Origin of the sequence: Achromobacter deleyi (genome assembly GCF_016127315.1) — a bacterium.
Classification (GTDB): Bacteria; Pseudomonadota; Gammaproteobacteria; order Burkholderiales; family Burkholderiaceae_B; genus Achromobacter; species Achromobacter insuavis_A.
On record NZ_CP065997.1, the window covers coordinates 2425033 to 2440477 of the forward strand.

Genomic DNA, 15445 nt, shown 5'->3' on the forward strand with positions numbered 1-15445 from the left:
GGCATTGCAACGTTATCGTTGTGATATCAAATAAAAATACCTATCATTTGTATTTCTAAAAATCAGACGCTTGTCATCACCGGCAGCGTCGCCCGACGGAGACCGCCTTGGCCTACACCTTGCCGCCCCTGCCTTACGCCTACGACGCGCTCGAACCCAACATCGACGCGCTGACGATGGAAATCCACCACAGCAAGCACCACCAGACCTACGTCAACAACCTGAACGCCGCGCTGGACGGCGCCGGCATCGCCACCGACGAGCCGGTCGACGCCCTGGTGGCGCGCATTGACCAACTGCCCGAGGCCATCCGCGGCGCGGTGCGCAACAACGGTGGCGGCCACGCCAACCACAGCCTGTTCTGGTCGGTGATGTCGCCGCAGGGCGGCGGCGAGCCCGATGGCGCGCTGGCCCGCGCCATCGACGCCGAACTGGGCGGCCACGCGGCCTTCCGCGAAGCCTTCACCAAGGCGGCGCTGACGCGCTTCGGCAGCGGCTGGGCCTGGCTCAGCGTGACGCCGGCCGGCAAGCTGGTGGTGGAAAGCAGCGCCAACCAGGACAGCCCGCTGATGCAGGGCAATACGCCGATCCTGGGGCTGGATGTGTGGGAACACGCCTATTATCTGAAGTACCAGAACCGCCGGCCGGAATACATCGGCGCCTTCTACAACGTGATCGACTGGTCCGAGGTGGCGCGCCGTTACGCCGCCGCCGTGGGCTGATTCCGGGTTGCGCGGAGGCCAGCAGTCCATGAACACCTTCAGCCGTCATCGCATCCGGCCCGCGGCCACCAGCGTCAGCGTGTGGACGCTGGCGGTGCTGGTCGCCTGCCTGGGCCTGCACCAGGCGTGGGTCTATTTCGATGCCAATGCGCCGCACGTGGCCGACGCGCTGCTGGGCGGCATGGTGGCGGCCGGCGCCACCGCGGCCGGCACGCTGCCGGTGCTGTTCGCGCGCACCATCCCGCAGAAGATGCAGGACAGCATGTTCGGCTTCGGCGCCGGCGTGATGCTGGCGGCCAGCGCCTTTTCGCTGGTGGCGCCGGGCATCACGGCGGCCGAGGCCCAGGGCGCCGGCCCTTGGGGCGCGGGCCTGACGGTGGGCGCCGCCATCCTGCTGGGCGCGGCGGTGCTGCTGCTGATGGACCGGCTGTTGCCGCACGAACATTTCATCAAGGGCCGCGAGGGCATCGAGGCGCACCGCCTGCGCCGCACCTGGCTGTTCGTCTTCGCGATCACGCTGCACAACCTGCCCGAGGGCCTGGCCATCGGCGTGGGCTACGCCGGCAACGATCCGGTGCGCGGCACGGCGTTGGCCACCGGCATCGCCATCCAGGACATTCCCGAAGGGCTGGTGGTGGCGGTGGCCCTGATCGCCGCCGGCTACAAGCGCGCGTTCGCGGTGGCGCTGGGCATGCTGTCGGGCCTGGTCGAGCCGGTCGGCGCGGTGCTGGGCGCGGCGGTGGTGGGCTGGTCGGCGGCGCTGCTGCCGTGGGGGCTGGGCTTCGCCGCCGGGGCGATGCTGTTCGTGATCAGCCACGAGATCATCCCCGAATCGCACCGCAAGGGGCACGAGGTCTACGCCACCTGCGGGCTGATGCTGGGCTTCGTGCTGATGATGCTGCTGGACACCGCGCTGGGCTGAGCGGCCGCCTCGCGGGGGCCGGCCCGCGGCCTCGGATCGAGGCCGCGGATCAACAACGGAACTGCGTTTCGCGGTATGCTTTCGGCGCTGTCACGCATGTTGCGGGAGAGAGCGGCCGTCCGCGGCCGCCGCCGAAGGCGCAATTCGCCCAGAATCGCTCAGGTATCCCATACCGCGCATGTTTGCCCTGTCCCGGTTTTTACCGCGCGGACGCGGCAAAGCAGCACTCTGGAGAGACCTGGCGCCGCTGCCCAAATAGGGACATAGCGCGCAGCCCAGGCGCCGAAGGTGCAAACCCGCCACGCGGGGCAACTCTCAGGCAAAAGGACAGAGGGGCGGAAAATTCAGCCGTTGCGCGGGCGTTTCCTGTCCGCCGGCGGCATTCCGTAACCCTGGCCCCGCTGCCGCTCCGGAGTACCCGCGCATGTCCGCAACCCTCAAACGCACCCCGCTGGCCGACGAACACATCGCCTCCGGCGCCCGCATGGTCGATTTCGGCGGCTGGGACATGCCCCTGGCCTACGGCTCGCAACTGGAAGAGCACCACGCGGTGCGCCAGGACGCCGGCATGTTCGACGTGTCGCACATGCTCAACGCCGACGTCACCGGCCCCGACGCCTTCGCCTTCCTGCAGCGCCTGGTGGCCAACGACGTAGCCAAGCTGACCGTGCCCGGCAAGGCGCTCTACACCTGCATGCTGAACCCGCAGGGCGGCGTCATCGACGACCTGATCGTCTACTTCTTCGCCGCCGATGAATGGCGCGTGGTGGTCAACGCCGGCACGGCCGACAAGGACATGGCCTGGATGCAGCGCGTCAGGCAGGCCGGCAAGTTCGACGTCACCATCACGCCGCGCCGCGACTTGGCCATGATCGCCGTGCAGGGCCCCAACGCCCGCGCCAAGGTCTGGGCCGCGCGTCCGGCCTGGCAGGCCGCCAGCGAGCCGCTGACCCCGTTCGTGGCCGCCCGCGTCGGCGACGACACCCTGGTGGCGCGCACCGGCTACACCGGCGAAGACGGTTTCGAGATCGTGCTGCCCGCCACCGAGGCGGTGCAACTGTGGCGCGACCTGGCGGCCCAGGGCGTGCGCCCGGCGGGCCTGGGCGCGCGCGACACGCTGCGCCTGGAAGCCGGCATGAACCTGTACGGCCAGGACATGGACGAACTGACCCAGCCCGGCGAAGCCGCGCTGACCTGGACGGTGTCCCTGAAAAACCCCGAGCGCCGTTTCATCGGCCGCGACGCGCTGGAGCAGTTCGCCACGCCCGCCGCCTTCATCGGCCTGAAACTGCAGGAGCGCGGCGTGATGCGCGCCCACATGGCGGTGCGCACCCCGCACGGCGTGGGCGAGCTCACCAGCGGCACCATGTCGCCGACCCTGGGCGTCTCGATCGGCTTCGCGCGCCTGCCGCAAGGCGTGGCCGCGGGCGACACGGTCGAGGTCGACATCCGCGGCAAGTGGGTGCCCGCGCTGGTCTGCAAACTGCCGTTTGTCCGTAACGGCAAAGCCGTCGAACACTCGTAAACTCGAAGCTTCGCGGCGCTGGCCGGCCCCTTGGGGCAGGGCCGGCGGCGCGAGGCGCGCAACACCATTTCCTTATCCGAATCCCCCAGGAGTTCCCATGAGTCTGCCCACCGATCGCAAGTACACCGAGTCCCATGAATGGGTCAAAGCCGAAGGCGACGTGTTCGTCGTCGGCATCACCGATACCGCCCAGGACCAGCTGGGTGACCTGGTCTTCGTCGGCGACGTCAAGGTCGGCGCCAAGCTGAACGCGGGCGAGACCGCCGGCGTGGTCGAGTCGGTCAAGGCCGCCTCCGACATCTACGCGCCCGTGGCCGGCGAAATCGTTGCCTTCAACGACGAGCTGGAAAGCAACCCCAACCTGATCAACGAATCGGCCTTCACCGCCTGGATCTTCAAGATCAAGCCGGTCAACGCCGCCGATGCCGACAAGCTGCTGGACGCGGCCGGCTACGAAGCCGTCGCCAACGGCTAAGCCCGTCAGGGCGGGCGCGGCGCTGGCGCCGCCGCCCGTCCATGCATCACCGTCCGTCCCTCCGACGACACCGCCATCTCGAGATCCCCCCATGTCGCGCGCCCTAGACACCCACACCGACTTCATTCCCCGCCACATCGGCCCCTCCGACGCCGACCAGGCCGCCATGCTCGCCGCGATCGGCAGCCCCAGCCTGGACGCCCTGATCGAAGAAGTCGTGCCGCCCAAGATCCGCAGCCAGGCGCCGCTGGCGCTGCCGCCGTCGCGCAGCGAAGCCGACGTGCTGGCCGAGCTGAAGCAGATCGCCGGCCGCAACAAGGTCTTCCGCAACTACATCGGCCAGGGGTACTACGGCACGCAGACGCCCAACGTGGTGTTGCGCAACATTCTCGAGAATCCCGCCTGGTACACGGCCTACACGCCGTACCAGCCCGAGATCTCGCAGGGCCGCCTGGAGGCCCTGCTGAACTACCAGACCATGGTCGCCGACCTGACCGGGCTGGACATCTCCAACGCCTCGCTGCTCGATGAAAGCACCGCCGCCGCCGAAGCCATGACGCTGGCGCGCCGCGGCGCCAAGTCGCAGAGCCCGGTGTTCTTCATCTCGCGCCACGTGCATCCGCAGACCATCGAAGTCGTGCGCACGCGCGCCGAGGGCCTGGACATCGAGATCGCCATCGGCGACGAGGCCGAAGGCCTGCCGGAGTGCTTCGGCGTGCTGCTGCAGTACCCGCACAGCACCGGCTCGGTGGCCGACTACCGCAAGCTGGCCGAGGCCGCCCACGCGCAAGGCGCGGTGGTGGCCGTCGCCACCGACCTGCTGGCGCTGGCGCTGCTGGCCGCGCCGGGCGAGTGGGGCGCGGACATCGCCATCGGTTCGGCCCAGCGCTTCGGCGTGCCGTTCGGTTTCGGCGGCCCGCACGCCGGCTTCATGGCCTGCAAGGACGCCTTCAAGCGCAACATGGCCGGCCGCCTGGTCGGCGTGTCCAAGGACGCCCAGGGCAACCCGGCGATGCGCCTGGCCCTGCAGACGCGCGAACAGCACATCCGCCGCGAGAAGGCCACCTCGAACATCTGCACCGCGCAAGTGCTGCTGGCCGTGATGGCCGGCATGTACGCCGTCTGGCACGGCCCGGCCGGCATCCGCCGCATCGCCGAGCGCGTGCAGCGCTACACCGCCATCCTGCGCGCCGAACTCGGCAAGCTGGGCATCAAGGTCGCCAACGACACCTTCTTCGACACGCTGCTGCTGGAAACCGGCCCGGCCACCCCGGCCATCCTGACGGCCGCCGAGTGCGAGCACGTCAACCTGCGCCGCGTCGACGGCGCCCGCCTGGCCGTGTCGCTGGACGAGACCGTCACCGCCGCCGACCTGCAGGCCCTGGTGAACGTGTTCGCCGCCGGCCTGGAGCACGATGACGTCGAACTGGACGTCGACGCGCTGGACGCCGCCGCCGCCGGCGGCATTCCCGCCGCCGTGGCGCGCGAAAGCGCCATCCTCAAGCATCCGGTGTTCTCCAGCGTGCAGTCCGAGACCGACATGCTGCGCTACCTGCGCAAGCTGGCCGACAAGGACCTGGCGCTGGACCGCACCATGATCCCGCTGGGTTCGTGCACCATGAAGCTGAACGCCACGGCCGAGATGATCCCCATCACCTGGCCCGAGTTCGCGCTGGTGCACCCGTTCGCGCCCGCCTCGCAGAGCAAGGGCTACGACGAACTGATCACGCGCCTGTCGGCCGCGCTGTGCGAAATCACCGGCTACGACAACATCAGCCTGCAGCCCAACTCGGGCGCGCAGGGCGAATACGCCGGCCTGCTGGCGATCCGCGGCTACCACCAGGCCAACGGCCAGCACCAGCGCAACATCTGCCTGATCCCGTCGTCGGCCCACGGCACCAACCCCGCGTCGGCGCAGCTGGCCGGCATGGAAGTGGTGGTGGTGGCGTCCGACGCCAACGGCAACGTCGACCTGGTCGACCTGCGCGCCAAGATCGAACAGGTCGGCGACAAGCTGGCCGCGCTGATGATCACCTACCCGTCCACGCACGGCGTGTTCGAGGAAGCCGTGACCGAGATCTGCGACCTGGTGCACCAGGCCGGCGGCCAGGTGTACCTGGACGGCGCCAACATGAACGCCATGGTCGGCGTGGCCAAGCCGGGCAAGTTCGGCTCGGACGTGTCGCACCTGAACCTGCACAAGACCTTCTGCATCCCGCACGGCGGCGGCGGCCCGGGCGTCGGTCCGGTCGCGGTGCGCGCGCACCTGGCGCCGTACCTGCCGGGCGTGGTCAACGAACAGGGCAAGCTGCCCGGCGAAGCCAAGGTGGGCCCGGTCTCGGCCGCACCGTTCGGCTCGGCCGGCATCCTGCCGATTCCGTTCGTGTACATCGCGCTGATGGGCGCCGACGGCCTGCGCCGCGCCACCGAAGTCGCGATCCTGAACGCCAACTACATCGCCACCCGCCTGCGCGACCACTACCCGGTGCTGTACGCGGGCCGTAACGGCCGCGTGGCGCACGAGTGCATCCTGGACGTGCGTCCGCTCAAGGACACCAGCGGCATCAGCGCCGAGGACATCGCCAAGCGCCTGATGGATTACGGCTTCCATGCCCCCACCATGAGCTTCCCGGTGGCCGGCACGCTGATGGTCGAGCCGACCGAATCCGAAGGCGTGGCCGAGCTGGACCGCTTCATCGAGGCGATGATCTCGATCCGCGAGGAAATCGCCCAGGTCGAGCGCGGCGAACGCGATCGCGAGGACAACGTCCTGAAGAACGCGCCGCACACCGCGCAGATGCTGCTGGCCGAGGAATGGCTGCACGACTACCCGCGCCAGCAGGCCGCGTACCCGGTGGCGTCGTTGCGCGATGCCAAGTACTGGCCGCCGGTGGCGCGCGTGGACAACGCCTACGGCGACCGCAACCTGGTGTGCGCCTGCCTGCCGATCGAAGCCTACGCCTGATGCCGCATGAGGGTTCGCCCCACGGGGCGCACCCTCGAGGCCCGCCTGGCGACAGGCAAAAAAAACCCCCATCGCAAGATGGGGGTTTTGTTTTTTGCGCGGCCGCCTTACTTCTTGGCCGGCGCCGCCGTGACGGTGTTGGCGAAGTCCTCGGTGATGCTGAAGTAGGTGTTCAGCAGGATCTGGAGGTTCTTCTTGCCAATGCCGCCTTCGGCGTTCATGTCCATCTGCAGCACGGCCTGGTTCTTGTCGTCCAGGTAGGCGCGGGTCCAGCGGTATTCCTGGTTCCAGGCGTTGATGGCCTTGAGCGTGGCCGGCTTCTTGCTGGCGTAGGTCGCGGTGGCCACCAGGTCGTAGCACTTCTCGGAGAAGTCGTTGCACAGGAATTCCAGGCGCAGGTCGGTGGCGCCGGTACTGCTGGCATCCAGGATCAGGACCGGCCCTTCGTCGCCGTCGGTTTTGCGCGTGTTGTAGCCCATGTCTTCGAGCATGTGGGCGACCGCGTCGACGTCGAATTCATTGACCACGTCGGCGTTGCTGGTGGCGGCCATGTCGTCGTCCATGGCGGTGGCGCCGGCGGCCGGCTCCGCTTCGTCTTCGTCGTCGTCCATCGCGCTGTTCATGCCGGTCGCGCCGAGCAGGCCCGAGAACAGTTCGTCGGCCGGGATCTTCTTGCCGTTCAGGTCGCCCATGCCGTCGGCGAAGTGGAACTTGCCGACGATGTTGTCGCCGTCGTTCTTGCCGACGTTGAACATCTCGGCCATGCCCGACATGCTGCGCACGTTGTCGGCGGCTTCGGCGGCGGCCTTGTCGGCGGCCATGCCGTCCTTCTTGATGGCGTACTGCACCATCAGGTCCTGCACCATCGGCTTGGAGATGATCAGGGTGGCGTCGATCTGCTTGATGGCCTTGACCACGATTTCCTGCGGCGTCAGGTTCTTGACGTCGGGCGGGTTGGCCAGGTCCAGCTGGACGGTCAGCTTGCTTTCGCCCTTGCCGGTCTTCCAGCTGATCGGGTCGATGCTGAACGACGGATTGCCCGCGAGCAGCTTGCCGGCGTTGTCCAGCAGCACCTGGAACTGTTCGTCGTTCAGGCCTTCGTCGCGGGTGCCGGCCATGTACTGGCGGATCAGCTGGTTGTAGGTGTCCGACAGCTGCTTGACCGCGGCGCCGTCCAGCTTGGCCAGCTTGATCACGGCCTGGCCGTTGCCCAGCGCCACGTCGTTCACGTTCAGTTCGCCGGTCTGGTAGGCGGCCTGGATGTTGATGTTCTTGTCGTCTTCGGACAGCTTGACGGTGTAGCCGAAGTTGTCGAGCGCGACCTTGACGTCGACGTCAGGCTTGGTGACATCGATGCGCTTGATCTTGATGGCCGAATCGCCGACCGACAGGCCGAACTTGCCCATGCGGCTGTCGACGTCCATCGTCAGGCCCGTCATCAGCATCTTGATCGGGTCGCTGCTCTTGCTGCCGTCCACGGCCAGCGTGTCGGTCTTGGCGGTGGCGGTGATCGCCTGCAGGCCGCGGTCGAAGGTGCCGGTGATTTCCATGCCGCTGAAATCGACCGAGTTGCCGTCATGGACGACCTTCACCGGCGCGATGCGGGCGGTCGAGGCGGTGTGGCCGCCGAAGCTGACCACGGCGTCGGACACCAGCGGCGAGACGTCCTTGGTCAGCTCGAACACCGGCTTGACGTTGTCGGTCTTGGCCAGCTCGGCGTGCACGAAGGCCAGCTTGGGGGCGATGGCGCCGCGCGCCAGCGCGCTCTTGGGGAACGGGCCGTGCTCGATGCGCGTGTCGAATTCGATCATGCCGGCGGGCATGTCGTCCGGGGTCTTGTCGTTCTTGACGAACGACAGGCCGTAACGCGCCTGGGTCGAGAACAGGCCGCGCTCGTATTTGATCTGGTCGATGCGCAGGCCGAACAGGGGCGTGAGCTTGGCCAGCTTTTCGTTGGCCTCGGCCAGGCGCTGCTGGGTGCTTTCCTCGATGCGCTTGCCGGTGTACCACGTGGCACCTACCCAGCTTCCCGCTCCCACTATGACCACGGCTAGGGTGATCGCTACGCTCTTTTTCATCGTTTTGCTTTGTCGTTGATTGTCGAGTCTTGTCCCTGCGGCGCGGCGCCGGTGACGGCGCGTCGGGGGGCACGGACATGTTCATCGGCCTGTCAGGACCCGCGGCGAGTATACCGAGGCGCAACGGCACGTTGCAGTGCGCGCGGTTACCGAAGATTTCAAAATGAAAGCCGGCGCCCTCGGGCGCCGGCCATATTGTCGACAAAACCGGTTTTCAGAGCGGGTCGAGCGGGTAGATCGGCCGCCGCACGTGCTGGAAGTCGAGCTGGGCGTAGTCGGAGGTGGTGACGCCCACGCCGGTGCATTCGATGATCTCGGTGGCCATGGCCGAGAAGCCCGCGCGCCAGTGGACGCGGCTCTTGAGCACCACGTAGCGCTTTTGCAGCGGGTCGATCCCGGCCGACAGCAGGCAATTGATGTCGAACGGCTCCTGGTGGCGCGACACCACCACGATCTCGACCCGTCCGGTGTCGATCACCACGGTCAGGCCGGTGTCGTTGCGTACCCCGCGGTACATGGGGCCGCGGTTCAGGTAGACGCCGTCGAACACCAGCTTGACCCGCCCGGTCACGGTCAGCGGCTCGCTGGCCTGCTTGATGGCGGGCATGGCGACCTTGCCGCCCAGCGGCAGGGTGACGACGCTGCCGACGCCGGCCGTGGCGGCCTCGCGCGCCGCCTGCGGATCACAGATGGCGTAGAACACCACGTTGTCCAGTTCCTGGCGCAGGACCTCGGCCAGCACCGCGGTGGTGTCCATGGTGCCGCCGGAGCCGGTGTTGTCGAAGTGGTCCAGCAGCACCACCGGGCCTTGCTCGATGGCCTTGGCGCGGGCGATGGTGGGGGCCAGCGGCTCGGGATGGAACACCCACTTGGCGCGGTCGTTCCAGGCGCGCTCCAGCAGTTCGTCGCGGTATTGCTCCGCCTGGGCCAGGTTGGCGTCCGTACAGACCACCGCGCTCAGGCCGGCCTCGCGGATGTCGGCGTGCGGGAAACCGACGAACACCGACGCCGCCAGCACGCCTTCGGCCTCCAGCTGGCGGCAGCGTTCCTGCAGCGATTTGTTGGGCTCGGCGTGGGTGCCCTGGCACATGACGTGCGGCAGCATGGGCTTGCCGGCCCAGGTCATGACCGGCTTGATCTCGCCTTGCAGCGTACGCACGATGACGTTGGCGGCGCGCACGCCGGCCTCGCGGATGTCCACGTGCGGATAGGTGTGGAAGCCGCTGATGACGGTGGCGTGGTCGACGATGTCGGCGTAGATGTTGGCGTGCATGTCGAGCGTCACGGCCACCGGCGTCTCGGGATCGATCTCGCGCAGGCGCCGCAGCAGGTCGCCCTCGGCGTCTTCCATCCCCTCGGCCACCATGGCGCCGTGCAGGTCCAGCAGGATGGCGTCGTAGCCGCCCTTGCGGACCTCGTCCAGCACCAGCTTGCACAGCAGCTCGTGGGTCTCGGCGCTGGTCGGGCCGCTGGGCCAGGACTCGGCCGCCACCGGCACCACGATCTCGGCGCCGACCCGGCGCGCCACCTCGATATAGCCGCCCAGGCCGCTGTCGGTGTTTTCGTAGGCCCGGATGGCGCGTTCGCCGGCCAGGATTTCAGGGTTGCCGCGGAAGAAACGCGCGAGCGGGGTGGGCACGGGCGAGAAGGTGTTCGTCTCGTGCTTGATCATTGCCAGAAGCCAACGCATGGAAATTCCTGTGGGTTGCCAAAGGGAAAGGGAGACTCTGCCGGCGGGCGTCAGGCGGCGCGGGGCGGCTGCGGCCAGGGATGCTGGGCCGGGCGCATGCGCTCCCAGGCGCGGGCCACGCGCAGCACGCCCAGGTCGTCGAAGCGCGCGCCGGCGATCTGCAGGCCGATCGGCAGGCCGGCCCGGGTGTAGCCGCAATTGACCGAAGCAGCCGGCTGCTCGCTCATGTTGTAGGGCAGCGTGTAGCCGATGTGGTGCATGGTCGTGGCGACCTCGTTGGTGGGCGCGGCCCACTCGGCGTTGTAGGCCACCACCGGCGCCACCGGCGACAGCACGTAGTCGAAGGGGGCGGTGGCGGCCACCGTCCTGGCGCGCACGTTGAGGGTTTCGTAGTAGCTGCGGAACACGGCTTCGCCGGTCTGGCCGCCGCCGCTTTCGGCCCAGGCGCGGATGAACGGCAGGATCTTGGCGCGGCGCGCCTCGGGCAGGGCGCCCAGGTCGATGGCCGAGCGGGTGCGCCAGAAGCGGTCGACGCCGTCCAGCATGTCGGGCGTCATCCACGGCTCGAGCGGGGTGACGATGGCGCCGGCGGCTTCGAACTGGCGGGCCGCGGCCTCGACCGCCGCGCGGATCTCGGGATCCAGCGGCAGGCCGCAACCGGCGTCCAGCTGCAGGCCGATGCGCAGGCCGCGCACGTCCCGTTCCAGGTTGAGCCAGTCGAAGTCCTGGAACGGCAGGCTCATGTGGTCGCGCGCGTCGGGTTGCGACAGCACGCCCATCATCAGCGCGGCGTCGGCGATGTCGCGCGTCATGGGGCCGGCGCAGCGGCCCATGAAGGGCGGATCGATGGGAATGCGGCCCAGGCTGGGCTTGAGCGTGGCGATGCCGCACCAGGCCGCCGGCAGGCGCACCGAGCCGCCGATATCGGTGCCGATGTGCAGCGGGCCGTAGCCCGCGGCGGCCGCCGCGCCGGCGCCGGCGCTGGAGCCGCCCGGGTTCTTGGTGAGGTCCCACGGATTGCGCGTCAGCGCATGGAAGCTCGACAGCCCCGAGGACAGCATGCCGTAGTCGGGCATGGTGGTCTTGCCCAGCACCACGGCGCCGGCCTCGCGCATGCGCGCCGCCGGCGGCGCGTCGGCTGCGGCGGGCGTCAGGTCGGTGGCGGCCGTGCCCAGCGGCACCGGCACGCCGCGGGTGGCGATGTTTTCCTTGATGGTGGCGGGCACGCCGTCCAGCGAGTAGCCGCCGCAGGCCTGCGGTTCGCCCTTCATCCAGCGCGCCTCGGAGGCGCGTGCCTGGGCCAGCGCCTGGTCGGGATCGAGCGCGTAAGTGGCGTGGATGTGCGGTTCCCAGCGCGCGATGTGATCGAGCACCGAGCGGGTCGCCTCGACCGGCGACAGGGTCTTGTTGCGATAGGCGGCCAGCAGTTCCTGGGCCGAGAGTTCATGCGGTTGCGACATGGCGGATTCCAATGGACGGTGGGTTGCCGGGGAGTTCCTAGGCGGCGGGGGACGCAAGGCCGGCCGCCACGGGCCGGAAGTTGCGGAAGTCCCAGTCGCGTCCGGGCGCCGCGTCGATCAGGGCGCGGGTGTACTCGTGGCGGGGATCGGTCAGCACGGCCTGGGCGGCGCCGGTCTCGACGACCTTGCCGCGCTGCATGACCATGATGGTGTCGCAGATCTGCGCGGCCACGCGCAGGTCATGCGTGATGAACAGCACGCCCACGCCGGTGCGTTGGCGCACCTGCTCGAGCAGTTCCAGCACCTGCGCCTGCACCGACACGTCCAGCGCCGAGACGGCCTCGTCGGCCACCAGGATCTCGGGGTCCATCACCAGCGCGCGGGCGATGCAGATGCGCTGGCGCTGGCCGCCGGAGAACTGGTGCGGATAGCGCCGCATGGCGTCGGGGCTCAGGCCGACCACCGACAGCGTCTCGCCGGCGCGCTGCTCGGCCTTGTCGCGGGGCACGCCGAAATTGAGCAGGCCCTCGATGATCGACTCGCCCACGGTGCGACGCGGGTTGAGCGAGCGGTACGGATCCTGGAACACGATCTGGATGCGGCGGCGCACCGGCCGCAGGGCCGCGCCGGACAGCGTGCTGAGGTCTTCGCCGCCCATCATCATGTGGCCGGCGGTGGGCTCGATCAGGCGCACGATGCAGCGCGCCACGGTCGACTTGCCCGACCCGGATTCGCCCACGATGCCGAGGATCTCGCCCTTGCGCAGCGTCAGGTTGACGTCGGCGGCGGCGATCACGTTCTGCGGCGCGCGGCGCGAGAACAGCGAGCTCTTGCCGCCATAGGTGCGGCCCAGGCCCTTGACGTGCAGCACCGGCTGGCCGACGGGCGCCTCGCGGTGCGAGGGCACCAGGCTCGGCACCGACGACACCAGCCGCCGCGTGTACGACTGCTTGGGTTCGGCCAGGATCTCGTGGCGCGTGCCGCTTTCGATCAGGTCGCCGCGGTTCATCACCACGATGCGGTCGGCGATCTCGGCGACCACGCCGAAGTCGTGCGTGATGAACAGCACGGCGGTCTGGTGCTTGACCTGCAGTTCCTTGATGAGCAGCAGGATCTGTTTCTGCGTGGTGACGTCCAGCGCCGTGGTCGGCTCGTCGGCGATCAGCAGCTTGGGTTCGAGGATCAGCGCCATGGCGATGACGATGCGCTGGCGCTGGCCGCCCGAGAGCTGGTGCGGATAGGCATCGTAGATGCGTTCGACGTCGGGCAGATGCACCGAGCGGAACATCTCCAGCACCTTGGCGCGGCGCTCGGCGGCCGACATGCGGCGATGCAGCCGCAGCACTTCGTCGACCTGCTTGCCGACGGTGTGCACCGGATTCAGCGCGGTCATGGGTTCCTGGAACACCATCGCCATGCGGGTGGCGCGCAGTTCGCGCAGGCGGCGCGGCGTGGCGGTGGCCACGTCCTCGCCTTCGACGCGGATCGAGCCGGCGCTGATGCGCAGCACGCCGGGCGGCAGCAGGCCCATGACGGCCAGCGAGGTGACCGACTTGCCGGAGCCGGACTCGCCGACCACGCACACGGTCTCGCCGGCGTGCACGTCCAGGCTCAGGTTGCGCACCACGCGGTTGCCGGCGCCGCCGACTTCCACCGACAGGTTGCGGATGGCCAGCACGGCGGACGAGGTGTCGCCCGCGGGGGGAGTGGGAGAGTAGGTCATCGGCATCAGATCCTGCGCACCATTTTCGGATCGAGGGCGTCGCGCAGCGCGTCGCCCAGGATGTTCACGCTGAGCACGGTCAGCGACAGGAACAGCCCCGGGAACAGGATCAGGCCGGGCAGCATGCGGAAGTACATGCGGCCCTCGGACATGATGTTGCCCCATGAGGCGATCTCGGGCGGGATGCCCGCGCCCAGGAAGCTCAGGATGGCCTCGGTCAGCATGGCCGAGGCGAACACGTAGGTGCCCTGCACCGTCAGCGGCGCGATCGTGCTGGGCACCATGTGGCGCCACAGCAGCAGCGGCAGCGGCGTGCCCAGCGCCAGCGCCGCCTCGACGTAGGGTTCGCCGCGCACGGTCAGGATCTGGCCGCGCACCAGCCGCACCACCCGCGGGATCTCGGGAATGGTGATGGCCACCAGCACCGTCATCAGGCTGGCGCCGGTCACCGACACCAGCGCGATCGCCAGCAGGATGCCGGGGATCGCCATGATGGCGTCCATGGTGCGCATGATGATGCCGTCGAGCGAGCGGAACCAGCCGGCGATGACACCCACCACCAGGCCGATGGCGACGCTGACGACCGCGGCGCCCAGGCCCGCGATCAGCGAGACGCGCGCGCCATAGGCCACGCGCGACCAGACGTCGCGGCCGAACGCGTCGGTGCCGAACAGGTAGTCGGTGAACGGCTGCTTCAGGCGCGCGCCGGGATTGATGTAGGTCGGGTCGACCGTGCCCAGCAGCGGCGCGAACAGGGCGATGGCGACGATGATGAGCAGCACCACCAGGGCCAGCATGACCGGCCAGCTCCTGAGGCCCTGGCGGATCTGGCGCCAGGCGGTGACGTGGGGCGTGCCGCCGCCGGGAAGATCGGCGGCCGCTTGCGCGGCGGCGTCGGTGGGCGTTTGCATGGCGTGGCCTCAGTATCGGATACGGGGGTCGAACACCGTGTAGGCGCAATCGACAACCAGATTGATGAACACGTAGACGAAGGCGAAGAACAACGTCAGGCCCTGGATCACGGGATAGTCGCGCGCCAGCACGGCTTCGACCACCAGCCGGCCCAGGCCGGGGATGTTGAACACCGATTCGGTCACCACCACGCCGCTGATCAGCAGCGCGATGCCCAGGCCCACCACCGTGGCGATGGGCACGGCGGCGTTGCGCAGCGCGTGGCCCAGCAGCACGCCGGTCTCGGTCAGCCCCTTGGAGCGCGCGGTGCGGATGAAGTCCTCGCCCATGACCTCGATGACGCTGGTGCGCGTGATGCGAGCGATCAGGGCGATGTACACCGTGGACAGCGCCAGCGACGGCAGGATCAGCCGGTGCAGGAACAGCCAGAAGCCATTGGCCAGCGGGGTGTAGCCCTGCACGTTGAACCAGCCCAGCTTGATGGCGAAGGCCCAGATCAGCAGATAGCCGGTGACGAACACCGGCACCGAAAAGCCCAGCACCGAGAAGCCCATCACCGCCCGATCCAGCAGCCGGCCCTGGCGCCAGGCCGCCAGCACGCCTAGCGGAATCGCCACGATCAGCGTGAAGACCAGCGTCAGCACCGCCAGGCTCAACGAAGGCTCGAGGCGCTGGCCGATGAGCTGGGTCACGGGCACGCCGGACATCAGCGAGGTGCCGAGATCGCCCTGCAGCAGCTTGCCGCCCCAGATGACGAATTGTTTGACGACCGGTTTATCCAGGCCCATCGTCTGGCGTATCTGTTCGATACGCTCGGGCGTGGCGCCATCGCCCGCCATGATGATGGCCGGATCTCCCGGGCTCAGACGCAATATCGCGAAGACCACCACCGCGACCATCACCAGAACGGGGATGGTCGCGAGGAGCCGGCGTGAGACGAATGCCAGCATGTATTTCCCCCTGAACTACCTGC

At 68.7% G+C, this 15445-nt stretch carries 11 protein-coding genes and 2 riboswitches; of the genes, 5 read left to right on the forward strand and 6 right to left on the reverse strand.

Features of this window, described 5'->3' with window-relative positions:
* Positions 1 to 107: 107 nt before the first annotated feature.
* The 5 genes from I6I07_RS10935 (at position 108) to gcvP (ending at position 6609) form a co-directional block, all read left to right on the forward strand.
* Positions 108 to 722 (forward strand): superoxide dismutase, encoded by a 615-nt coding sequence (locus I6I07_RS10935; protein ID WP_198486643.1) that lies wholly within the window; start codon positions 108 to 110, stop codon positions 720 to 722.
* 28 nt (positions 723 to 750) lie between these two features.
* Positions 751 to 1644 (forward strand): ZIP family metal transporter, encoded by an 894-nt coding sequence (locus I6I07_RS10940; RefSeq protein WP_198486644.1) that lies wholly within the window; start codon positions 751 to 753, stop codon positions 1642 to 1644.
* 92 nt (positions 1645 to 1736) lie between these two features.
* Positions 1737 to 1829, forward strand: a riboswitch (glycine riboswitch).
* Positions 1830 to 1862: 33 nt separating this feature from the next.
* A riboswitch (glycine riboswitch) is annotated at positions 1863 to 1985 on the forward strand.
* Positions 1986 to 2068: 83 nt separating this feature from the next.
* A complete protein-coding gene (gene gcvT, locus I6I07_RS10945) occupies positions 2069 to 3169 on the forward strand; it encodes a glycine cleavage system aminomethyltransferase GcvT (RefSeq protein WP_198486645.1) in 1101 nt (366 codons plus the stop codon).
* Between the two features lie 97 nt (positions 3170 to 3266).
* Positions 3267 to 3644 (forward strand): glycine cleavage system protein GcvH, encoded by a 378-nt coding sequence (gene gcvH, locus I6I07_RS10950; protein ID WP_006385867.1) that lies wholly within the window; start codon positions 3267 to 3269, stop codon positions 3642 to 3644.
* 91 nt (positions 3645 to 3735) lie between these two features.
* Positions 3736 to 6609 carry an aminomethyl-transferring glycine dehydrogenase gene (gcvP, locus tag I6I07_RS10955; protein ID WP_198486646.1) on the forward strand — a complete coding sequence of 958 codons (2874 nt, stop codon included), beginning with the start codon at positions 3736 to 3738 and terminating at the stop codon, positions 6607 to 6609.
* Positions 6610 to 6716: 107 nt separating this feature from the next.
* Here the strand turns inward: gcvP and I6I07_RS10960 are convergent, their stop codons facing one another.
* The 6 genes from I6I07_RS10960 to I6I07_RS10985 form a co-directional block, all read right to left on the reverse strand.
* The gene (locus I6I07_RS10960; protein WP_198486647.1) at positions 6717 to 8687 is read right to left on the reverse strand and encodes a DUF945 family protein; all 1971 of its coding nucleotides are present in this window, start codon (positions 8685 to 8687) and stop codon (positions 6717 to 6719) included.
* Between the two features lie 214 nt (positions 8688 to 8901).
* Positions 8902 to 10377 (reverse strand): M81 family metallopeptidase, encoded by a 1476-nt coding sequence (locus I6I07_RS10965; RefSeq protein WP_198486648.1) that lies wholly within the window; start codon positions 10375 to 10377, stop codon positions 8902 to 8904.
* A gap of 50 nt (positions 10378 to 10427) precedes the next feature.
* Positions 10428 to 11837, reverse strand: a complete 1410-nt coding sequence (locus I6I07_RS10970; RefSeq protein ID WP_198486649.1) for an amidase — start codon at positions 11835 to 11837, stop codon at positions 10428 to 10430.
* 37 nt (positions 11838 to 11874) lie between these two features.
* Positions 11875 to 13560, reverse strand: a complete 1686-nt coding sequence (locus I6I07_RS10975) for an ABC transporter ATP-binding protein (RefSeq protein ID WP_198486650.1) — start codon at positions 13558 to 13560, stop codon at positions 11875 to 11877.
* A gap of 5 nt (positions 13561 to 13565) precedes the next feature.
* On the reverse strand, positions 13566 to 14471 hold the full coding sequence (locus tag I6I07_RS10980; protein ID WP_061073274.1) for an ABC transporter permease: 906 nt from the start codon (positions 14469 to 14471) through the stop codon (positions 13566 to 13568).
* A 9-nt stretch (positions 14472 to 14480) separates the two neighbouring features.
* Positions 14481 to 15422 (reverse strand): ABC transporter permease, encoded by a 942-nt coding sequence (locus I6I07_RS10985; RefSeq protein WP_006391414.1) that lies wholly within the window; start codon positions 15420 to 15422, stop codon positions 14481 to 14483.
* Positions 15423 to 15445: the final 23 nt, after the last annotated feature.

Coding starts and splice junctions, on each gene's coding strand:
- I6I07_RS10940 (WP_198486644.1), top strand. CDS start 751: ATGAACACCTTCAGCCGTCATCGCATCCGGCCCGCGGCCACCAGCGTC.
- gcvT (WP_198486645.1), top strand. CDS start 2,069: ATGTCCGCAACCCTCAAACGCACCCCGCTGGCCGACGAACACATCGCC.
- gcvH (WP_006385867.1), top strand. CDS start 3,267: ATGAGTCTGCCCACCGATCGCAAGTACACCGAGTCCCATGAATGGGTC.
- gcvP (WP_198486646.1), top strand. CDS start 3,736: ATGTCGCGCGCCCTAGACACCCACACCGACTTCATTCCCCGCCACATC.
- I6I07_RS10960 (WP_198486647.1), bottom strand. CDS start 8,687: ATGAAAAAGAGCGTAGCGATCACCCTAGCCGTGGTCATAGTGGGAGCG.
- I6I07_RS10965 (WP_198486648.1), bottom strand. CDS start 10,377: ATGCGTTGGCTTCTGGCAATGATCAAGCACGAGACGAACACCTTCTCG.
- I6I07_RS10970 (WP_198486649.1), bottom strand. CDS start 11,837: ATGTCGCAACCGCATGAACTCTCGGCCCAGGAACTGCTGGCCGCCTAT.
- I6I07_RS10975 (WP_198486650.1), bottom strand. CDS start 13,560: ATGACCTACTCTCCCACTCCCCCCGCGGGCGACACCTCGTCCGCCGTG.
- I6I07_RS10980 (WP_061073274.1), bottom strand. CDS start 14,471: ATGCAAACGCCCACCGACGCCGCCGCGCAAGCGGCCGCCGATCTTCCC.
- I6I07_RS10985 (WP_006391414.1), bottom strand. CDS start 15,422: ATGCTGGCATTCGTCTCACGCCGGCTCCTCGCGACCATCCCCGTTCTG.